Origin of the sequence: Tolypothrix tenuis PCC 7101 (genome assembly GCF_963874875.1) — a bacterium.
GTDB lineage: Bacteria > Cyanobacteriota > Cyanobacteriia > Cyanobacteriales > Nostocaceae > Aulosira > Aulosira tenue.
In genome coordinates this window covers 7,039,492-7,060,634 of record NZ_CAWNJS010000001.1, presented here as the reverse complement: position 1 = coordinate 7,060,634, position 21,143 = coordinate 7,039,492, and the positions used below count along the sequence as shown (strand labels likewise).

Genomic DNA, 21,143 nt, shown 5'->3' with positions numbered 1-21,143 from the left:
AAATTTCATGTAAATTCCTGACTAGATAATTGGTAGCAATTACTTAATTATTGATAACCTAATTACTTTCCAAATTTAGATTGTATGCGCCACCAGTAAGAGGTAATGTATGGTGCAAAACTCAAAGTTAGGGTACAGATTGTCCCCTAAATCGATTCTGCGTCTATCTGTATTTATCAGTATAGTTGCATCTTTATTGGTTGGCGGCATCAGCTTTTATGCAGTAAAACGATGGCAATATTCTGGTAATTCAGATACAAAAATCGCAGCGAAAAAATTACCAGAAATCACAACAGTAACAGCTTTAGGAAGACTTGAGCCAAAGGGAGAGATAATTAAACTTTCTGCTACTGTTTCTACACAGGGAAGCCGGGTAGAGCAGTTGTTAATTAAGGAAGGAGATAAAGTTAAAAAAGGACAAATCATAGCCATTTTAGACAGTCGCGATCGCCTACAAGCTGCATTAAAAGAAGCCCAAGAACAAGTCAAAGTTGCCCAAGCGAACCTCGCTAAAACTCAAGCTGGCGCGAAACGTGGTGAAATCCTCGCCCAACAAGCTGCGATCGCACGTTTAGCAGCAGAACGCAAAGGCAATATTGAGGCACAAATCGCTACAGTTGAACGTTTGCAGGCTCAAGTTGATAACGCCGCAGCAGAAGACAACCGCTATCAGCAGTTGTATGAACAAGGTGCAATTTCTGCCTCGCAAAAAGAAAGTAAAAGCCTCGCCTCAGAAAGTGCGCGTAAAAATCTCCAACAAGCGCAAGCGCAGTTGCAGCAAATCCAATCAGCAAGCCAACAACAACTGAAAGAAGCCGCAGCTAACCTAGATCAAATTAGTGAAGTTCGCAGCGTCGATGTTGCAGCAGCTAAAGCAGAAGTAGATCGTGCCATAGCAGCAATGAATTTGGCACAAGCAAACTTACAACAAGCTTACGTGCGATCGCCTCAAGCTGGTCAAGTATTTGAGATTCACAGCCGTCCGGGAGAAATAGTTTCAGATGATGGTATCGCCAATCTTGGACAAACCAGCCAGATGTATGCAGTAGCTGAAGTTTACGAAAGCGATATCAGCAAAGTCCATCCAGGGCAAAGAGTGCGGGTAGTTAATGAATTTCTCCCCCAAGAATTGCAGGGAACAGTCGATTGGGTTGGTTTACAAGTCCGCCGCCAAAATGTAATCAATACTGATCCTGCTAGTAACATTGATAGCCGAATTATTGAAGTTCATGTACGTTTAGATCCAGACTCCAGCCAGAAAGCTGCCAAGTTTACCAATATGCAAGTCAAAGTGGTTATTCAACTATCAAAGGGACAAAACAATTCAAAATTCAAAATTCAAAATTAAGAACTCTATTTGACTGTTGACTCTTGTACAGACGCGATTCATCGCGTCTCTGTGTCTCTATGAATCATGACTTTACTCACCACTTTCAATGATGGGAATTCTGCAACAACTGCGACGACGAACGCCTTTAGGATGGCTGCAACTGAGTCATGAAAAAAGTCGGCTGCTGGTAGCATTATCAGGCATTGCTTTTGCTGATGTTCTAATGTTTATGCAGTTTGGCTTTCAGAGTGCTTTATATGACAGTAACACCAGACTGCATCACAGTTTACTTTCAGACATCGTTGTTATTGGTTCCCAAACCCGTAACCTGCAAAGAATATCTACCTTTTCTCGGCGGCGACTTTATCAAGCTATGGATATACCAGGGGTAAAGTCAGCTGAAGGAATTTATATCGGCACAATGATCTGGAAGAATCCCCAAACAAGGCGTGACACAGAAATTCTCGTCATTGGATTCAACCCAGATAAACCAACTTTCGATTTACCGGAAGTTAACCAACAATTACAAGCAATTAAACAACCATATACCGTCTTGTTCGACCGTGGCGCTAGGGGCGAATACCAAGAAACAATTTCCCAACTGGAACAGGGTAAGCCTGTAAAGACCGAAATTGAACGCCGAACGGTAACTATTAGTGGTTTATTTAAAGTCGGGGCTTCTTTTGGTGCTGATGGCACTTTAATGACTAGCGATGAGAACTTTCTGCGCTTATTTCCACACCAACCAGCAGCCAATATCAGTGTCGGTTTGATTCAGCTACAACCCGGTGCCGACATTCAACAGGTAGTAGCAGGATTAAAATCCCATCTAGGAAACGAAGTCAAAGTCCTAACTCATGAACAATTTATTCAATTTGAAAATGATTTTTGGAGTCGCAACTCCCCAATCGGATTTATTTTTAATCTCGGTGTCTCAATGGGTTTTTCTGTAGGGGTAATTCTGGTTTATCAAGTCCTGTCTACAGATGTGAATGCCCATGTCAGAGAATATGCCACCTTTAAAGCAATGGGTTATCGCAATTTATACTTACTCTGCGTAGTGTTTGAAGAAGCAGTAATTTTGGCTTTGTTAGGCTTTATTCCCGGTACAGCAGCCTCTTTAGGGCTGTATCATCTCACCCGCAACGCCACAAATTTACCAATTTACATGACTGGAATCAGAGCTTTACAAGTGCTATTGCTCACCATCATCATGTGTACCATTTCCGGTGCGATCGCCACCCGCAAACTCCAATCTGCTGACCCCGCTGATATGTTTTAGTAATGGGCATGGGGCATTGGGCATAGGGCATTAGTAATTGGTGTTGGTCATTAATTATTTCCCCCTGCTCCCTGCCCCCTGCCCCGTTGCTGTTCCTAGTCCCCAATCCCCAATCCCCACTATGCCAGTCATCTCGATCCGCAATCTCGACCACTATTTTGGTCATGGTCAACTCCGCAAGCAAGTTTTATTTAATATCAACCTGGAGATTTACAGTGGTGAAATAGTTTTTATGACTGGCCCCTCTGGTTCTGGGAAGACTACACTTCTTACCTTGGTGGGTGGGTTGCGTTCTGCCCAATTTGGTAGTTTGCAGGTTTTGGGAAGAGAACTTTGCGGTGCTAGTCACCAACAACTAGTAGAGTCACGACGACGTAACGGTTATATTTTTCAAGCGCACAATTTACACGGTAGCTTGACGGCACTCCAGAACGTCAAAATGGGTTTGGAATTCCACCAGCATATTGAATTAGCCGAAATGCATAGGCGTTCAGCTCAGATGTTAGAGCAAGTAGGCTTAGGAAATTGCTTGCATTACTACCCCGATCAATTATCAGGGGGGCAAAAACAGCGAGTTGCGATCGCCCGTGCTTTAGTCAGTCATCCCCAAATTGTTCTAGCTGATGAACCGACTGCGGCGCTTGATGGTCAGTCGGGGCGAGATGTCGTCAACCTCATGCAACAATTGGCAAAGGAGCAAGGCTGTACCATCCTCATGGTGACTCATGACAACCGGATTCTTGATATAGGCGATCGCATTGTGCATCTCGAAGACGGTCAATTAAAGCTAAAAGTTAAACTTATCAATTAATTGACTATATTTAAAGTTTTTTATCTTATAAATTATTTATTTCCACTAAAAGCTGTTTCCAGTTACCTAGAAGTCCTAAAAATAAAGGTTTTCTTAAGCTTTGGCTACTAACTCTTAGGGCTAAACGTCAAGTATTTTAAATTTTGTAAAGCAATAAGTAAAAAGTCGTAACAGTTTGACAATAGGAAAGTGCTGTTTACAGCAATCCTGCTGACACCTGAATAAAGGTGCCAATTTGACGATGATTGAAAACCTGTTCCATGCTTACACTCCTCTATTGACCTGGATAGGACTAGGACTAGTACTATCTCGGTTTATCCCCGATAGTTTTCTCAAATTACTGGGGTATGGGCTTTATTGGGTAGGAGTTCCCCTGCAACTTTTTGTTTTAGCACGTCACACTGATTTATCTCATGGGGGGCTAATACCTGCGATCGCCATTGGAGTATTGCTGCTGAGTCTGGTTTTCGCACTGTTATTTTGGTGGGGATTGCGAGTCAGCACTAGTCCCAAACAGCAAGCAGAAAATTCATTTGACGATCCTGTGGTGCGAGCCAGTTTAGGCAGTTTTATTTTAGCTACGATTTTAGGCAACACAGGCTTTGTCGGCTTGACACTCGCACAGGTGTTAACTGGCCCTAGCAATATGGACTGGGCAGTATTATTCAGCGTTACTAACAATGTTATCGGCACCTACGGCATTGCTGTTTTAATTGCCAGCTATTTTGGTAACAGAGAAATCAAAAACCATTGGTGGATTCAAGTCCGGGATTTAATAACTGTTCCGAGTTTGTGGGCATTTTTTATTGGCTTAAATACTCAATTTATCAAATTGCCCCCAGTCGTTGAGTCAGGTCTAGAACAAGCTGTTTGGGTAGTGATAGCTTTTGCTTTGTTGTTGGTGGGCTTGCGAATGACAGCCATCAAAATCGGAAATAGTTTGAAAATGGCTATAGTTGCCAGTCTGCTGAAAGTTTTGATTGTGCCTTTGTTGGTGGGGTTAGGTGCTACCTATGTAGGTGTAATTGGTGAACCAAGGTTAGTACTAGTACTGATGTCTGGGACACCCACAGGGCTTTCAGTACTGATTTTGGCGGAAGTTTATGAATTAGACCGAAACTTGCTAGCCAGCAGTATTGCCTTAACTTTTGTCGGATTGCTCCTAGTACTTCCTCTGTGGCTGGCTTGGTTTAGCTAAAATTTTGTAACAGTATAAAAATAATTGTCTGCGATCGCTAGACTAAACTAGAAATACAGTTACACTATCCGTAATTCCCTAAATTCTTCTTTTCTTGATGGCTAAACTGTGATTTATTTCAGCTAGCCAAAAGATTTAAAATAATTTTGGTTCCCGATTCTTGACAAAAAGGCAATTAGAGTTTAACCTCTGGACAATTTAAAAAGATTTATCTTTTTAGAGAATATTTACTTCTATGAGGAAACACTAGTAATAGTAAGCTAGTCTGTTGTCCACAGAAGTTAGGTTTTTTTGTGGCTCTATGACTATCGAGAATCGCACTAATAATTCTCAAACTCAGTGGCTTGGTTTTAATATCAAAAGTCTTACACCCCAGCGACGAACAACAAATTTGTTCATGGGGATGTTGGCTGCGATTCCCGTCGCCTTGGCATTGCCTGTCGATGCTTTGCAGGTACAGGTAAATCCTAATAGTCCTAAGTTGGGTGACACAATCTCAGTTGTGATTAATGTAGATAATCCCGCCAATGGTAATAATCCCACAGTGACGAGTGGCGATAAGACTTACCCTGCGTTTGAAATTGCACCTAATCAATATCGGGCTTTTATCCCCACAAGTCCCCTAGAAAAGGCTGGCAATAGAACACTTCGAGTTACCGGGGACGATCAGGTGCAAAACTTATCAGTGCAAGTGCAAAAACGCACCTTTCCTGTACAGCGAATAAACCTACCACCAGGGAAAGCTGGAGTAGAAGCCACAGAGCTAGAACTCAAACGTGTGGCAGCTTTTAAAGCCTTACAAACACCCGAAAAGTACTGGAGTGGCCCTTTTTTACAGCCAAACAAAGGGCGTGTGAGTACAATTTATGGTGTTCGCCGTTACTATAATGGTAAATTTGCAGATGATTATTATCATCGTGGCGTTGACTACGCTGGTGCAGCGGGTTCACCCGTAGTTGCCCCAGCGGCGGGAAAAGTTGCTTTAGTTGGCAAAATTTCCCAAGGTTTTCGGGTTCACGGTAATGTCATTGGCATCGATCACGGTCAAGGAGTCACCAGTATTTTCATGCACCTCAGTCGCATTAATGTCAAAGAAGGCGACATTGTTCAACCAGGGCAGCTAATTGGTGCAGTCGGTTCAACGGGTGCTTCCACTGGGCCACATTTGCACTGGGGTCTTTATGTTAATGGTGTATCGGTTGATCCTACGCCTTGGCGAACTAAGGTTGTTGAATAACAAAGATAAGATTGATCAAGACTGTACATAATTTGTATATTTTTTTGCCTATAATTAGGCAAAATGGACTAGATTGGTACCGTCCCTACCTTGCTTCGGTGGCTAAAAGATGATGAGCGTTATGAGTATTGAAAAAATTGTAGAACAAGCTCTCCAGGATGGTTATTTGACACCAGCAATGGAAGCAGAAGTTGGGCGCATCTGTGATAACGCCTCTGAACTCTCAATAGAAGAGTATATGGCGCTGGATAGATTAATGGGGGCGCTATTAACTGGAGAAGTTGTGGCGGTACCTCGCAAACAATTTATTAACGTCATGGAGGAGTTAGTCTTAACAGAAGCGATCGCCCGTGTAGCAGAAATTGAAGCTACTAGCGAAAGCTCTTTAGATGTAGGCGATATTGCGGCTTATGCCCTCAACCGCCTGCCGCCCCTATACGCGACTACAGAAGAAGGTGCTAACTACCAGCGTCAGCGCGCTAAGGCAGAACTTCAAGAACTAATTGCCCTGCAAATAGGTGAAGCGATCGGTCGTAACCTCGATCAACCCAATGACAATAGAACGCCGGTCGTGGGCAAAAGCACAGGCAATGAAGTTCTACGCCAAGTTAGTAACCTACTCCAAGTTTACGCTCCCACTTTCGAGCAAAAAGCCCAATCTTAATGCTCAAGAGTCTCAAGTCTCAGGTCAACTGTTAATCCTCAGTTGACCTTTGACTCTGGAATATCACTGGCTTGACTGGTGGAAATCTCGTTGTCCTTGTCAGATTCCCGGCTCTACGATTTGCACTGCGCCCAGGGATAAAGGCGCAACAGCTTTTCATGACTGAAATCAATCTTGAACGATCACTGATGTCCCTACCTTCACTTGCTCATACAGCAATCGGACATCAGGATTACGCATTCTTAAACAACCGTGAGAAATCGCAGTTCCTAAAACGTTAGTATCGGGCGTACCGTGAAAGCCAATTTCATTATGTCCATCTGACCAAAACCCAATCCATCGGTCTCCCAGAGGGCTATCAGGGCCTGCTGCAAACACTTTATTAGTAATTGGATGCCGCCATACAGGGTTATGTTGCATGTGATGCACTTGAAAAGAACCTGTGGGCGTGTCCCAACCCTTTTTACCTACTGCAATGGGGTAACTGGCGATTACCACATCTGAACGATAAACATAGGCACGGCGATCGCTTAAATCAACTACCACGTGCTTGTCGCCAGATTTCGACTGATTACTATTAGATGATTCTTGTTGAGCTAAAACCTGTGGTAAGAATGACTGTGGCAGAAAAGACAACAGAGAATTCTTTTTTTGTTCTGGCGCTATCAGCCGCGTATTTTGGGAGCCATCAGTTGCTCTAGCTACATTTTTATTCACTGCTCCCGAATTAGTATTATGAAACTTTGTTGTTGAGGATTTGTCTAATATAGATGTCCTCTGGGTAGATTCATCAGGAAGTACAGATGCACCAAACGCGGTAGCTCCTAGACCTTTTTGAGGTAATTTTTTCTGCTGATCCTGATTCGAGGCTAGCGGCTCAAACTGTTGCCCTGTGGACATAACACGCCAATGGACAGCCAGAGATAAGATTGCTGTTCCAAAACAGAGCCACATAATTATCCGCGTTACAGTTACATTTCTGATCATTGCCACCACCTATTTTTGATCCCTGACATATCCGTTGGCTAGTTAGATGTACTGAGTCATCCAATCATCAAAAATTTATAAATACTTCTTAATTTCCTTATGAATTTGCAAATACCAGTGGGCACACTAAGGCTATGCGGAAGTCTTAACCAATAAATTTTTAAATGCCAGACTTCACTTCTTGAAACTTTTGAAGTGTAGCAATCAATCATTAATGGTGTGGGTGGGAGGAAGACCATGTTTGAAAAACTATTGCTAGCAATCACAATCACATTTTCCCTTAATTTCTTTTTGCAAGTTCGGGTACCAGATCAACAAAAGACAGGTACCAATTATCAGCCGCATATAGAAACATCAGCAACAATTCTAGTCACAACCCCAAATAAATAACAGTCCAAGCAGCTACAACAGCTAAAAATGCGAAAATTTTGATTTTGTCCTAGGTAAAATGTTGCTGATATCAAAACCTGGCCTATTTTAGTTTTTCAAGGAAATTTTGGGAAAGAATAGTCATCCCCCTGATTCGTGAATACTTGTAAAAATTCCAGGGAAGTTTGAGGCAAATAATTCAGAAGGCGAATGAGGAAGCAGAGGAGCAAAGTAGATCAGCGAAGGTAGACAAACTCATAATTACCAATGCCCAATGCGCCATGCTCAATCCCAAATTTTCCTAATATGCTTTATACACTCTTCACTATTTATGTCAAGCGTATGAGGTCAGATGTCACTAACAGCACAAATGTCAGTAACATTGCTGGGTCTCTAGTTGGAAGAAGATTATCGCTAAAAATCATGCTTTGCAAGGGTTTGGGCTAAAAACAAGCACTCCTCACTACTAAATTTTTGCTCAAACTTATACACTTCCTTGTTCCAGTCATAAATCCGTCCCTGACTGCGGAACTTCCTGGCAATTACCAGGTCTAATAGTAAGGGATGATTTACAAGCCAGTACGATCTATGAGTCAATCGATTACTGTATCCTGGTCAACGGTTGATGCGAATTTTCCGGAAGCATCAGTGCAAGTTGACAAACTCTCTAATCACGATTTAATTTTGCGCTGTCAAGTTGGACTGCGCCCAGATCGTGCTGCGTTTGCAGAACTACTGCGCCGCTATCAAAGTCAAGTCGATCGCGTGTTATATCACTTAGCACCAGATTGGGCTGACAGAGCTGATTTGGCTCAGGAAGTTTGGATTCGCGTGTATCGGAATATTAACCGACTACAAGAACCATCTAAATTTCGAGGCTGGTTAAGCCGGATTGCAACTAACTTGTTTTACGATGAGTTACGCAAACGCAAACGGGTTGTTAGCCCCTTGTCTTTGGATGCTCCCCGCTCAGTAGATGATGGCGAGATGGATTGGGAGATTGCGGGAGATACTCCTGGCCCAGAGGAAGAACTGACCACTAGAGAATTTTACGAGCAACTGCGAGAAGCGATCGCTGATTTACCCGAAGTATTCCGTACTACAATTGTCCTTAGAGAAATCGAAGGTTTGGCATACGAAGAAATTGCCGAAATCACTGGGGTTTCCTTAGGAACTGTGAAGTCAAGAATCGCTAGAGCTAGATCTAGATTGCAAGCTCAGTTGCAAAACTATCTAGATGCTTAATTTACAGTATCTTACCTCTGCCAAATGGCAGATCTTAAGTATTAATTAATAAAGATGAATAAGTGTGTAGAAATTTTAAAGACACTCTGCCATTAGGAAGAAAATTGATGAATTTCCCTAAAATATTCGCTGTCTTTACCCGTGTATGAATTGGTAATAATGTTAAGATGACTACTGATTCTCAGTTTGATGACCGTTCTCGCTGGCAAATGTATCAAGAGTTAGCAGATGGAATGGCTAGGCCTACCAATGAATCAACGGGTGCTATGGATGATATAGTGAAGCGCGATCGCTTCGAGTTATTAAGTGCTTACCTCGATGGCGAGGTGACAGCTGCTGAACGTAGGCAAGTAGAAGAATGGCTAGCAAACGATGCTGCTGTTAAATGCTTGTACGCACGATTGTTAAATCTCCGGCAAGGATTGCGGGCAATGCCAGTTCCGGCCTGCGAACAGCCGATAGAGAGAACCGTCGAGCAAGTGATGACACGGATACGCCGACGTTCTCAGATAGCTTGGGCATTTGGCGGTGCTGCGGTTGCGGCGGTAGTTATTGGCTCACTAGCTGGGATTATTCCAGGTGGCGACACCAAGACACTACAACTGGCGCAACAACGCATAGAGCCTAGACAAGAGGCTGTACCAGAACCTGCGGTTCCTGAGTCACCTTTAATGGTGGCCATCAATAACCCAGTAATCGAAATTCCCAAAGCAGCAGTTGCCTCTCCGAGCAAACCAGTGCATCAAGAAGCGCCTAAACAAGGGCATCTTGGGCAAGATATTAACTAAATTGCTTAATTAATTGTAAATTGGCAAATCATTACGGCAGGTCGCTGGCAGTTAAGCCGCAGCCAGTCCACCAGCCATCTTCTAGCAGCATACCTCTTAGCTGCTGAACTTGCTCTGGTGTCATAAAATAAACCCAAGCCAAACCCAAGGATAAACCTTGGAAATTATAAATCTCAATCTCCTGGCGATTGTAGAGATTTTGGGAAATGGGTCGCTGCGGCTGGTAGTCTTCCAGCTCATCTAGTTGACTCAAAGCTTTTGAGTCGGCAAATGAAAGTAAATATCCTTGAACTTGACTGTCCTCTAGAGTCATAGCAGGATAGCCCATCGGTAGCGCAAATAGTTTACCTGAAGCTATAGTTCTTTTGGTATCTAGGACTTTGCCAGCACAGTATCTTTTATAATTAACTTCGCCTGGTTTGAGAGTGCCGTAAACAAAAACGCGCACAATTCCAGAAAATTTTATTTTTAATTCAGTCATAGCTTATTTTACCCAACTGAAATTGTTTGCCTACCATTACAATATGGAGGCAGACATAGAACAAGATTCCAGTAGGAGCATTTTTTGGTGGATTCCCGATATAACCCCGCAGCAATTGAGGAAAAATGGCAACAAACATGGGCTGAACTGGGCTTAGATAAAACCCCTACAAATAGCGCCAAGCCAAAGTTCTACGCTTTATCCATGTTCCCCTACCCATCGGGTAGCCTACACATGGGCCACGTTCGTAATTATACAATTACTGATGTGATCGCCCGCCTCAAGCGAATGCAAGGTTATCGGGTACTGCACCCAATGGGTTGGGATGCCTTTGGCTTACCAGCAGAAAATGCCGCCATTGACCGTGGTGTACCGCCAGCCAAGTGGACTTATCAAAATATTTCCCAGATGCGGCAGCAATTGCAGCGCTTGGGGCTATCTATAGATTGGGACTGTGAAGTTGCCACCTGTTCGCCAGACTATTACAAGTGGACACAATGGATTTTCTTACAATTTTTGCAAGCGGGGCTAGCTTATCAAAAAGAAGCCGCAGTTAACTGGGACCCCATCGATCAAACTGTATTGGCTAACGAGCAAGTTGATAATGAAGGACGTTCCTGGCGCAGTGGCGCAAAAGTGGAGCGGAAATTATTACGGCAGTGGTTTTTTAAAATTACTGACTATGCCGAAGAATTACTCAATGACCTGGATAAATTAACAGGTTGGCCAGAACGCGTCAAGTTGATGCAAGCTAACTGGATTGGCAAATCCACAGGTGCCTACTTGGAATTTCCCATCGTCGGTTTAGATGAAAAAATTAGTGTCTATACCACACGCCCAGATACAGTTTATGGTGTGAGCTATTTGGTGTTAGCACCAGAGCATCCTTTAACCCAGCGCGTTACCAAAAAAGAGCAGCAAGCAGCTGTAGATGCTTTTGTGCAGGAGGTTGCCAATCAAAGCGAGCTGGAACGGACTGCAGAAGATAAACCAAAACGCGGTATCCCCACAGGCGGTAAGGCAATCAATCCTTTTACTGGGGAAGAACTGCCGATATGGATTGCTGACTATGTACTGTATGAGTATGGTACAGGTGCAGTCATGGGTGTACCTGCCCATGATGCTCGAGATTTCAAGTTTGCCAATAAATATAATTTGCCCATTGAGTTTGTCATTGTCGAACCGGAGGCAGTTGCAGATAAAGATTTCAGTATCACAACTCCGGATGAAGACGGTGAAGTCTCTAATATTATTCAGGTTGAATATAACGAGGCATATACCGAACCAGGAATTTTGATTAATTCTGGTCAATTTAGTGGCATAGCTTCTACAGATGCCAAGCAAGCAATCGTTGAATATGCCGAACAGCAAGGTTTTGGCAAAGCACGGGTGCAATATCGCCTGCGTGATTGGCTGATTTCGCGGCAACGGTATTGGGGTGCGCCAATTCCCGTGATTCACTGTCCTAACTGTGGGATAGTGCCAGTTCCTGACAAAGATTTACCCGTGCAGTTACCAGAAGAAGTGGAATTTACTGGACGTGGCGGTTCGCCTTTAACTCAGTTAGAAAGCTGGGTAAACGTCCCTTGTCCCACTTGTGGCACTCCAGCAAAGCGAGAAACTGACACGATGGATACCTTTATTGATTCCTCGTGGTATTTCTTGCGGTTTACTGACGCGAAAAACGAACAACAGGTGTTTGATTCCAGTAAAACCAACGACTGGATGCCAGTAGATCAGTATGTGGGTGGAATTGAACACGCAATTTTACATTTGTTGTATTCGCGCTTCTTTACTAAAGTACTGCGAGATAGAGGCTTGTTGAACTTTGATGAACCATTCCAACGTCTGTTGACTCAAGGGATGGTGCAAGGTTTAACATACATGAATCCCAATAAGGGTGGCAAAGATAAATGGATTGCTTCCCATTTAGTAGATCTTGCTAACCCACGAGATCCTCAGACAGGGGAACCTTTACAACGCCTGTATGCCACCATGTCTAAATCTAAAGGTAATGGTGTCGCACCAGAAGATGTGATTAACAAATATGGTATAGACACAGCGCGAATGTTCATCTTGTTCAAAGCGCCACCAGAAAAAGATTTGGAATGGGATGAAGCTGATGTTGAAGGGCAATTCCGCTTTTTGAATCGGGTTTGGCGGTTGGTAACAGATTATATTGCTGCTGGAGTATCGAAAAAGAAAGCTGATATCTCTAATTTGACGAAGCCGGAAAAAGAACTGCGGCGGGCAATTCATACTGCTATCCAAGCAGTCACAGAAGATGTGGAGGACGAATATCAATTCAACACGGCTATTTCGGAATTGATGAAGTTGAGTAATGCCCTAACTGATAGCAGCAGCAAAACTTCACCAATCTATGCCGAAGGAATTGAGACTTTAGTGGTATTGCTTGCTCCCTTTGCGCCACATATTGCTGATGAATTGTGGCATTTATTGGGTAATAGCGATTCTGTGCATACTCAAACTTGGCCAGCTTTTGATCCAGCAGCGTTAATTGCTGATGAGATTACCTTGGTAATTCAAATCATGGGCAAAACTCGCGGTGCAATTCAAGTGCCATCGCAAGCAGATAAAGCTGCTTTAGAGAAATATGCCAGAGAATCAGAAGTTGCCCAGCGTTACATTGAAGGCAAAGAAATTAAAAAGGTAATTGTTGTACCTGGAAAGTTGGTGAATTTTGTCATCGGCTAAGAATTGCAGCGATACCAGCTATGAATTTTTTAGGGTGTGTTATGCCGTAGGCTAACGCACCTTATATTTTTCAAGATATAAGGTAAAGCTGTAGTCGGCAAGATACTGGCTGCTGGTGTGCGTTTAAGTTATAAGCTGTTCCATATTTAACTTGCATATATTGGGCGGGCAAGATGCCCACCCCACAATAAATATATAATTTCAGATTATGCAAACTAGATGTGGTTTAGCTTATCTAACTACAATCATCTGCAAAAAAAGACCTTTGGGTCTGAATTTGCCCGATTTTAGTGGCTAGAAAGTGAACATTATACTGCTAGATAACTAAATAAAAATATTTTTGTTGGTAATAGGATTGCATCTCAGCAAAAACCCTGAAATTGCGAATCTCCGTGAGAACTACTAGAGAGTTGTTTGCATTTGAAACGGACAGCAGGAATATCTAGGAGTAGTTTTATAATTATGACTTTTGACGATTATGTGCTTTTAAAAACTTACTTATTCTGCACCAGAGGAAAATTTTTTTATTTATACACGAAAAAGCGCTTGAGATTTTTGCTAGCTCAAGCGCTTCCCCGTATAACTTTATACCAACCCACTTGTTTGATGCAACATTTGAAATCCGCAACAACCCCCAAAGGAGGGGCATTACGAGGATAACTAGTGACAAACATGTTGTGAAGTGGTATCACTCCTTGCACTAACTTAGAATATCTTTTCTCGGACAAAACCAGGAATGTGGTGAGTGACACTTTTTCAACTGACACTAGTTAAAAACGACTCACCATGAACGGTATCCACCCAGACTCGGTTAGAAAGTTACTACTTTGGGTATGTAGTATAAAAACGTCGAGTAGCTTGGCGATCGCTTGGACATTGTTGCAAATACAGCACTTACATAAAATACACGGCTGTGTATCATAAGTTCTCGAACTGTCTCAGCAACACTATAAATCATCAGCTGATGGGAGTTTAGTTACCTGAAAATGCCGTATTCAGTTAAATTTGCTGAATATTTCCTAGAGCATAATCATGAAACTTTTACCCACATTATTTAAGGGAGTTTGAGTTTATAAATACTTTGCATAAAGTTGAACTTATGATTAGATGCTAACTATATAAATAAATCATTTAGTTAGCATTCTAAATTAATGTCTACTGACAAATAGAAAGTTGAGTAATGTAGTCGCTGCTGGGAATTGGCGATTTAGATGGGAATTTCAGATGGCGATCGCCTGCTTAAATTTCTGCCTCATAGAGGATTGCCATTATTGACAATTTGATTATTGTATAAATCATTCAGGAATGAACCTGAAAATTGACAATTTTGCAAGGGTATTTTTATCTGATTTTAGAGGCTGTTAAAATAGATTTCTCTTCACATCAGGAGCCAAGTCATTTGCTTGATAAAGCATACATGAAGAAGTGCTCTGACAACATGAAATTATCTTTAAAGTATTGCTTTTGCTTTCAGGGAAAAGTATCCTAGCTAGTGTTTCTACTGAGTCCAAGCACCGGCAAACCGCAATTACAGCTGAAGATTTTAACAATGAAAGTACTTGTAACTGGAACTGAAGGTTATATCGGCTCGTTATTAGCACCTCTGTTAATACAACAAGGTTATGAAGTTATTGCCGTGGATACGGGCTTTTATAAGGTAGGTTGGTTGTATAATGGTACAGAACTAACTGCCAAAACTTTAAATAAAGATATCCGTAATATTACGGCTTCCGACCTGGAGGGAGTTGATGCGATCGTTCACATGGCAGAATTATCTAACGATCCTTTAGGTCAGTTAGCCCCGACTATCACTTACGATATCAACCACAAAGGTTCAGTACATTTAGCAAAGCTGGCTAAGGAAGCAGGGGTGCGACGTTTTGTCTACACTTCTTCATGTAGCGTTTATGGCTTTGCAACTGAAGATTATGTAGACGAAGAGTCTACTATTAATCCTCAAACCGCCTATGCCAAATGCAAGGGTTTGGTAGAACAAGATGTAAAGCAGTTGGCTGATGATAGCTTTTCTCCGACATTTTTGCGGAATGCTACAGCTTATGGCGCTTCTCCGAGGATGCGTTTTGATATTGTCTTGAACAATCTTTCAGGTTGGGCATGGACAATCAAAGAAATTAAGATGAATAGCGATGGTACACCTTGGCGGCCGCTAGTGCATATATTGGATATCTGTAAAGCCATTATTTGTACATTAGAAGCACCCCGAGATGTGATTCACAACCAAATTTTTAATGTTGGGGATACAAATGGCAATTATCAAGTTAAACAAATTGCCGAGATAGTTGCAGATGTATTTACAGGTTGTCAATTAAGCTTTGGTAAACACGATCCTGACAACCGCAGTTATCGGGTTTCTTTCGATAAAATCAATAAAAATTTGCCGGGATTCAAGTGTGAGTGGGATGCCCAGCGTGGTGCCCAACAACTCTATAATGTCTTCAAACAAATTGACATGACAAGAGAAGTATTTGAATCTAGAGGTTTTACTCGCCTCAAACAACTAGAATATCTGATTCGCACTCAACAAATCGATCAAGATTTCTTCTGGCGGACTGTTTAAATTGGAAATCTGATTGCCGAAACCTTATAAATCATGAATCTACCAAAAATAACTGATAATCAACTCATCACGGGTGAGTGTCTTTTTTGTGGAACAGGTTTGCGCCATACCTTCGTAGATTTAGGTATGTCTCCTCCCTGTGAAAGCTATCGCAGCCTCAAACAGCTGAATGAAATGGAACCTTTTTATCCATTACATGCTTATGTCTGCGAGAATTGTCTGTTGGTTCAACTGCAAGAATATGTTAGTCCAGAAAATATTTTTAGTGACTATGCATATTTCTCTTCCTATTCTGATAGTTGGTTAAAACATGCCAAGAACTACGTTGATTTGGTAGTTGAGCGTTTCCAATTAAATCAGGAAAGTCAAGTAATAGAAATTGCTAGTAATGATGGCTACTTGCTGCAATACTTCGTTGAGAAAAATATTCCCGCATTGGGAATAGAACCAGCAGCTAATGTTGCTGAAGTAGCAATTAAAAAAGGCATTCCTACAGTTGTTAAATTTTTTGGACAAGAAACAGCCAAAGAACAAGTTGCTAAAGGTGTCAAGGCTGATTTATTACTGGGTAATAATGTTCTAGCTCATACACCCTATCTTAATGACTTTGTCAAAGGGATGAAAATCATCCTCAAACCGCAAGGTGTGATTACAATGGAATTCCCTCACCTGATGCGGCTAATTGATGAAAATCAGTTTGATACTATTTATCACGAGCATTTTTCTTATTTCTCTTTCCTAACAGTAGAAAAGATTTTTGCAACTCATGGTTTGACAATTTTTGATGTGCAAGAATTGAAAAGTCATGGCGGTTCTTTAAGAATTTACGCTCGCCATACTGAAGATCATTCTAAACCTGTAAGCGAGCAAGTAGTAGAACTGAAAGCCAGAGAAGAAGCTGCTGGATTTCATAAGTTAGAGTACTATTTTTCTTTTGGTGAACAAGTCAAAGAAACTAAACGCAAGTTATTGGATTTCTTAATTCAAGCGAAGCGAGAAGGCAAATCAATTGCGGGGTATGGTGCCCCAGGTAAAGGTAATACTCTGTTAAACTATTGCGGTATCCGGACAGATTTTCTCGATTACACAGTAGACCGTAGTCCTTACAAACAAGGTCAATTTTTACCGGGTACTCACATTCCAATTTTTCATCCTGACAAAATTCAAGAAACTAAACCAGATTATGTGCTGATTTTACCTTGGAATCTCAAGGATGAAATTATGTCACAAATTTCCTACATTCGGGATTGGGGCGGTAAATTTGTTGTGCCAATCCCAGAGGTACAAATCTACTCTTAAATATTTAGACAACCCTCTGAGCCAGTCAGGGGGCTAAATAAGATTCAGAATAAATATACCAGCATTACTTTCAATTTTTTTAGTTACAGAGCAGAAGATAGATGCAGACTTGCATAAAGCTAGTAAAAATTAATGACTTTTATGTAGTTGCATAATTCCGCAAAAATTTATCTGCAAAAATTAAAAACTTTTCTGGCAAAGCATAACCATTAGCCAAAACGAGGTGCATAATGAAAGTCGTATTATTTTGTGGCGGTTTAGGGACAAGAATGAGAGATTATTCGGAAAGTATTCCTAAACCAATGGTGAATATTGGATATAGACCGATATTATGGCATGTGATGAAATATTATGCCCACTATGGACATAAAGATTTTATTTTGTGTCTAGGTTATAAAGCTGATTTAATTAAAAGCTATTTCTTAAACTATAATGAATGGCTTTCTAATAACTTTACGTTATCTGGCGGTAGCAAAATTCAACTATTCAATCATGATATTCAAGATTGGAATATCACCTTTGTAGATACAGGTTTAACTGCGAATATTGGTCAAAGATTCAAGGCTGTTGAAGAATATTTAGAAGGTGAAGAAGTTTTCTTAGCCAACTACAGCGATGGTCTAACAGATTTACACCTACCTACATATATTGATAATTTTTATCGTCGCGATAAAATCGGTAGTTTTTTGTGTGTGAGACCTAGCCAAAGTTTCCATTTGGTTGACATTGGTGAGAACGATTTGGTGCAGGATCTTAAAGATGTCAAACAACGGGAAATTTGGATTAATGGTGGATATTTTATCTTTAAGAAAGATATCTTCAAATATATTAATTATGGTGAGGAGTTGGTGCTTGAGCCTTTCCAGAGGCTAATTGCTCAAGAACAGCTAATTGCTTACAAGTACACTGGCTTCTTTGGAGTGATGGATACCTTTAAAGAAAAGCAAGTGTTAGATGATATGTATACTCAAGGTCATCGTCCTTGGGAAGTTTGGAGAGATAAGCAATTGGAAGTTAGCAATGCATAGCATTACTAACATCTTCGGCTAGCAGTTGATAGTTCTCTACATATTATTGGGTGAGAATTGCTCACCCAATGTTCCCTAATACAGCTCAGTTAAGGCAAGACTTACGCAACTGGTACAGTAATTTTCTGGTTTAAGAGTCAACAGTCAAGGGTCAAAAATTCAATTTTTTTGGACTTTTGAACGCCAGTTGCTACAAAGGGGGGAACCCCAACCTACGCCAAACCAGGTGTTTGAGTATTGGGTGATTAATGCTCACCCAATATATCCAAAAATCAAGGCAAAAATTACAATATGTGGGCAATGACTATCAAACTCAAGTTTACTAAGCTTTCACAAATTAGATAGGGTTAATATATGCTCAAAATTAGCTTTGATAAAACAGCCGAATCTGAGTATAAAATTCTCTGTCTGGGTGCTCATTGCGATGATATTGAAATTGGCTGTGGCGGCACAATTTTAAAGCTGATAGAAAATTACAAAAATGTGATTATCTATTGGGTAGTATTTAGTTCTAATGAGCAAAGAGCCACAGAAGCCAAGAAAAGTGCTAGTATATTTTTAAAAGAAGTACAATCCAAGAAAATTATTATTAAAGAGTTCCGCGATGGTTTTTTGCCTTTTCACGGAATAGAAGTGAAAGAATGCTTTGAGCAGTTAAAGCAAGAATTTTCACCAGATTTAATTTTTACGCATTATAGAGATGATCGCCATCAAGATCATCGCTTAGTTTCTGATTTAACTTGGAATACATTTAGAAACCATTTAATTTTGGAATATGAAATACCCAAGTATGACGGCGACTTGGGGATTCCCAATTTCTTTGTGCATTTAGATGAAGGTATCTGTCGGCGCAAAATCCAGTATCTTCTGGATGCATTTGCTACGCAGAATAATAAGCAATGGTTTACCGATGAAACTTTCCGTTCAATCCTCAGAATCCGAGGAATTGAATCTAATTCACCGGGTAATTATGCTGAAGCTTTCTATTGCCGCAAAATATTTTTTTAACTAGTCTTTTTATAAAAATATTTGTAACCAAATACATGATTTTCACAGAAACAAAGCTAAAAGGGGCATTCATTGTTGACTTAGAGTTAAAACAAGATAGTCGTGGTTTTTTTGCTCGGACTTTTTGCATCAATGAATTTGAGGCTCATGGTCTAAAATCCACAATTGCTCAATGCAATGTATCTTTTAACCATAAGCAAGGGACACTGCGGGGAATGCATTATCAAACTCCTCCTTCGCAGGAAACCAAATTAGTCCGTTGTATCCACGGCGCTATCTATGATGTGATTATCGATTTACGTCCCGAATCTCCGACTTATTTATCGTATATTGGTGTGGAGTTAACTGCGGAAAATCGCCGTGGGTTATACATCCCAGATAGATTTGCTCACGGTTTTCAAACTTTAACTGATGATACAGAAGTAATGTATCAAATGGGCGATTTTTATGCCCCAGAATATTCCACAGGTTACCGCTACGATGACCCAGCTTTTGGAATTGTCTGGCCTTTACCGATTAGTGAAATTTCCGAAAAAGATCTAGCTTGGAATTTATTTGAGCAGAAGAATATCGGAACACTAGCGGGAAGATAAAGCTTTTCAGCTGCAATGCTGAGATGTGTAGCTATTTGCAACCAGCATTAAGTAGCAATAGTTACAAGCTAAAAGCAGGGATATTTAACCCTGCAAAAATTCATAAATCAACGGGTGCAGGCTTGGGAATATGCAGACATTTTTCACTGTTTGCATAGCTGGTGATGCTGAATACTTATCTGGATAGCAATTTTATTTAAGGCTGCATACTCATGGACTGTTTCACTGTAATCATGAAACAAGTAGGTGGGTAGAGGGTTAGCAATACTAAGGGACTTCCAAATAAAAAAATAATCAATCGCTTTGGCAAGCAGAGGAGGCAGAGGAGGCAGAGGAGGCAGAGGAGGAAGAAGAATAGAATTATAGTCTTCCCTCCGAAAAATGGATAATTTAATTTCTGGAAGTCCCTAAACCCCTACAAAAAATCTATCAGTCTCAGAATTTTTGTGAATTGGTATCAGATTGGTAAGCACTGGCGCTATCTATGATGTGTCAACTGTTTAGCCTACCTATCTAAGGATCACGAGCTGCATCTTTATATCAAACTTTCATGGGTAAGTAATTTTTTAGAGAACTTGGTGTGAACATAAGGAACAGAAAATGAACACAATCTATTTCGATTCACATATCAATGATGATATTAGAAGGACACATCTCTACAACGGACAAATCTTTGTCTATTCTCCTTCTAAAAGCGCGATCGCTCTTTGTGAGTTGGCGCGAGAAATGGCGGAAGCAGCCTTTGCACCTTTAGATCCAACCACAGCACAGCATAATCTACCTGTGGAGAAGTACGTTGAGATTTTGGCAAAACTCAAACCAGCTTTTATCCATCACCCAAAATCCAAAGAACTCATCCAAGGGATTTTGGAGGAAAGCGGATGCGATTTGAGCAAAACCTATTTTGATGTACCTCGCTTAAGAACTGCAACCAGTGATGGCTATCTGACTTCTGGGATTGCTTACGCTTTTCATCCCCATCGTGACACTTGGTACTCTGCTCCGCAATGCCAAATTAACTGGTGGTTACCTGTATATGATGTCACATCTGAAAATGTGATGGCATTCCATCCCCGCTACTGGAATGAGCCAGTGAAAAATAGTTCTCGAGACTATAACTACGCTAAGTGGAATCGAGAAAGCCGCAAAACTGCTGCCCAGCATATTAAAAAAGATACACGCAAGCAACCCCGCGCTGAAGAACTTTTAGAAATAGAACCACAATTGCGCTTGGTTCCGAAAGTTGGCGGGATGATTCTCTTCTCTGGCGCGCAGATGCACTCAACTGTACCAAATACATCCGGTTATACCCGCTTTAGCATTGATTTTAGAACTGTGCATCTAGATGATGCGATCGCGAGAAGGGGTGCGCCAAATATCGATTCTGACTGTACAGGTACTTCTTTAGGAGACTTCTTGAGAGGTACTGATTTCTGCCGGATTTCTGAAGATTTAGTGGCTCGCTATGACACCCCAGCACGAGAAGAGTGCTTGGTTTCCTAATTTTATTGCGCTTGCGATCGCCTATTC

The 21,143-nt window shown here is 41.3% G+C and carries 17 protein-coding genes; 15 read left to right on the top strand and 2 right to left on the bottom strand.

The window, feature by feature from the left end; genetic code table 11:
* The first annotated feature begins 112 nt into the window (after positions 1–112).
* From AACU25_RS27795 to AACU25_RS27770, 6 genes are all read left to right on the top strand, one after another.
* Positions 113–1,348: an HlyD family efflux transporter periplasmic adaptor subunit gene (locus tag AACU25_RS27795; protein ID WP_096584158.1), complete on the top strand. Its 1,236-nt coding sequence runs from the start codon at positions 113–115 to the stop codon at positions 1,346–1,348.
* Between the two features lie 91 nt (positions 1,349–1,439).
* Positions 1,440–2,612 (top strand): ABC transporter permease DevC, encoded by a 1,173-nt coding sequence (gene devC / locus AACU25_RS27790; RefSeq protein ID WP_190445911.1) that lies wholly within the window; start codon positions 1,440–1,442, stop codon positions 2,610–2,612.
* A gap of 121 nt (positions 2,613–2,733) precedes the next feature.
* Positions 2,734–3,423 carry a DevA family ABC transporter ATP-binding protein gene (locus AACU25_RS27785; RefSeq protein ID WP_096581211.1) on the top strand — a complete coding sequence of 230 codons (690 nt, stop codon included), beginning with the start codon at positions 2,734–2,736 and terminating at the stop codon, positions 3,421–3,423.
* 241 nt (positions 3,424–3,664) lie between these two features.
* A complete protein-coding gene (locus AACU25_RS27780; protein WP_096581209.1) occupies positions 3,665–4,621 on the top strand; it encodes an AEC family transporter in 957 nt (318 codons plus the stop codon).
* A 301-nt stretch (positions 4,622–4,922) separates the two neighbouring features.
* Positions 4,923–5,858, top strand: a complete 936-nt coding sequence (locus AACU25_RS27775; protein ID WP_096581208.1) for a M23 family metallopeptidase — start codon at positions 4,923–4,925, stop codon at positions 5,856–5,858.
* Positions 5,859–5,979: 121 nt separating this feature from the next.
* Positions 5,980–6,522: a late competence development ComFB family protein gene (locus AACU25_RS27770; RefSeq protein WP_096584152.1), complete on the top strand. Its 543-nt coding sequence runs from the start codon at positions 5,980–5,982 to the stop codon at positions 6,520–6,522.
* Positions 6,523–6,690: 168 nt separating this feature from the next.
* Here AACU25_RS27770 and AACU25_RS27765 read toward each other — a convergent pair whose 3' ends face one another.
* Positions 6,691–7,476, bottom strand: a complete 786-nt coding sequence (locus AACU25_RS27765; RefSeq protein ID WP_096581206.1) for a L,D-transpeptidase family protein — start codon at positions 7,474–7,476, stop codon at positions 6,691–6,693.
* Positions 7,477–8,466: 990 nt separating this feature from the next.
* On the opposite strand from AACU25_RS27765, the gene AACU25_RS27760 reads away from it, so the two are divergent.
* Positions 8,467–9,123: a sigma-70 family RNA polymerase sigma factor gene (locus AACU25_RS27760; protein ID WP_096581204.1), complete on the top strand. Its 657-nt coding sequence runs from the start codon at positions 8,467–8,469 to the stop codon at positions 9,121–9,123.
* A 167-nt stretch (positions 9,124–9,290) separates the two neighbouring features.
* On the top strand, positions 9,291–9,911 hold the full coding sequence (locus AACU25_RS27755; protein ID WP_096581202.1) for an anti-sigma factor family protein: 621 nt from the start codon (positions 9,291–9,293) through the stop codon (positions 9,909–9,911).
* A gap of 31 nt (positions 9,912–9,942) precedes the next feature.
* Here the strand turns inward: AACU25_RS27755 and AACU25_RS27750 are convergent, their stop codons facing one another.
* Positions 9,943–10,392 carry a gamma-glutamylcyclotransferase family protein gene (locus tag AACU25_RS27750; protein ID WP_096581200.1) on the bottom strand — a complete coding sequence of 150 codons (450 nt, stop codon included), beginning with the start codon at positions 10,390–10,392 and terminating at the stop codon, positions 9,943–9,945.
* 87 nt (positions 10,393–10,479) lie between these two features.
* On the opposite strand from AACU25_RS27750, the gene leuS reads away from it, so the two are divergent.
* The 7 genes from leuS to AACU25_RS27715 all read left to right on the top strand — a co-directional run bounded on the left by leuS (position 10,480) and on the right by AACU25_RS27715 (position 21,116).
* Positions 10,480–13,107, top strand: a complete 2,628-nt coding sequence (gene leuS, locus AACU25_RS27745; RefSeq protein ID WP_096581198.1) for a leucine--tRNA ligase — start codon at positions 10,480–10,482, stop codon at positions 13,105–13,107.
* A 1,549-nt stretch (positions 13,108–14,656) separates the two neighbouring features.
* A complete protein-coding gene (locus tag AACU25_RS27740) occupies positions 14,657–15,685 on the top strand; it encodes an NAD-dependent epimerase/dehydratase family protein (protein ID WP_096581194.1) in 1,029 nt (342 codons plus the stop codon).
* Positions 15,686–15,718: 33 nt separating this feature from the next.
* Entirely contained in the window at positions 15,719–16,984 is a 1,266-nt protein-coding gene (locus tag AACU25_RS27735) for a class I SAM-dependent methyltransferase (RefSeq protein ID WP_096581192.1), read from the top strand.
* A 230-nt stretch (positions 16,985–17,214) separates the two neighbouring features.
* Entirely contained in the window at positions 17,215–18,012 is a 798-nt protein-coding gene (locus AACU25_RS27730; protein WP_045873432.1) for a sugar phosphate nucleotidyltransferase, read from the top strand.
* A gap of 354 nt (positions 18,013–18,366) precedes the next feature.
* Positions 18,367–19,020, top strand: a complete 654-nt coding sequence (locus AACU25_RS27725; RefSeq protein ID WP_096581190.1) for a PIG-L deacetylase family protein — start codon at positions 18,367–18,369, stop codon at positions 19,018–19,020.
* A 35-nt stretch (positions 19,021–19,055) separates the two neighbouring features.
* Positions 19,056–19,613, top strand: coding sequence for a dTDP-4-dehydrorhamnose 3,5-epimerase (gene rfbC, locus AACU25_RS27720; protein ID WP_096581188.1), 558 nt, complete (start codon positions 19,056–19,058; stop codon positions 19,611–19,613).
* Positions 19,614–20,213: 600 nt separating this feature from the next.
* Positions 20,214–21,116, top strand: coding sequence for a phytanoyl-CoA dioxygenase family protein (locus AACU25_RS27715; protein WP_096581186.1), 903 nt, complete (start codon positions 20,214–20,216; stop codon positions 21,114–21,116).
* Positions 21,117–21,143 lie beyond the last annotated feature (27 nt).

Coding starts and splice junctions, on each gene's coding strand:
- devC (WP_190445911.1), top strand. CDS start 1,440: ATGGGAATTCTGCAACAACTGCGACGACGAACGCCTTTAGGATGGCTG.
- AACU25_RS27785 (WP_096581211.1), top strand. CDS start 2,734: ATGCCAGTCATCTCGATCCGCAATCTCGACCACTATTTTGGTCATGGT.
- AACU25_RS27780 (WP_096581209.1), top strand. CDS start 3,665: ATGATTGAAAACCTGTTCCATGCTTACACTCCTCTATTGACCTGGATA.
- AACU25_RS27775 (WP_096581208.1), top strand. CDS start 4,923: ATGACTATCGAGAATCGCACTAATAATTCTCAAACTCAGTGGCTTGGT.
- AACU25_RS27770 (WP_096584152.1), top strand. CDS start 5,980: ATGAGTATTGAAAAAATTGTAGAACAAGCTCTCCAGGATGGTTATTTG.
- AACU25_RS27765 (WP_096581206.1), bottom strand. CDS start 7,476: ATGTGGCTCTGTTTTGGAACAGCAATCTTATCTCTGGCTGTCCATTGG.
- AACU25_RS27760 (WP_096581204.1), top strand. CDS start 8,467: ATGAGTCAATCGATTACTGTATCCTGGTCAACGGTTGATGCGAATTTT.
- AACU25_RS27755 (WP_096581202.1), top strand. CDS start 9,291: ATGACTACTGATTCTCAGTTTGATGACCGTTCTCGCTGGCAAATGTAT.
- AACU25_RS27750 (WP_096581200.1), bottom strand. CDS start 10,392: ATGACTGAATTAAAAATAAAATTTTCTGGAATTGTGCGCGTTTTTGTT.
- AACU25_RS27740 (WP_096581194.1), top strand. CDS start 14,657: ATGAAAGTACTTGTAACTGGAACTGAAGGTTATATCGGCTCGTTATTA.
- AACU25_RS27735 (WP_096581192.1), top strand. CDS start 15,719: ATGAATCTACCAAAAATAACTGATAATCAACTCATCACGGGTGAGTGT.
- AACU25_RS27730 (WP_045873432.1), top strand. CDS start 17,215: ATGAAAGTCGTATTATTTTGTGGCGGTTTAGGGACAAGAATGAGAGAT.
- AACU25_RS27725 (WP_096581190.1), top strand. CDS start 18,367: ATGCTCAAAATTAGCTTTGATAAAACAGCCGAATCTGAGTATAAAATT.
- rfbC (WP_096581188.1), top strand. CDS start 19,056: ATGATTTTCACAGAAACAAAGCTAAAAGGGGCATTCATTGTTGACTTA.
- AACU25_RS27715 (WP_096581186.1), top strand. CDS start 20,214: ATGAACACAATCTATTTCGATTCACATATCAATGATGATATTAGAAGG.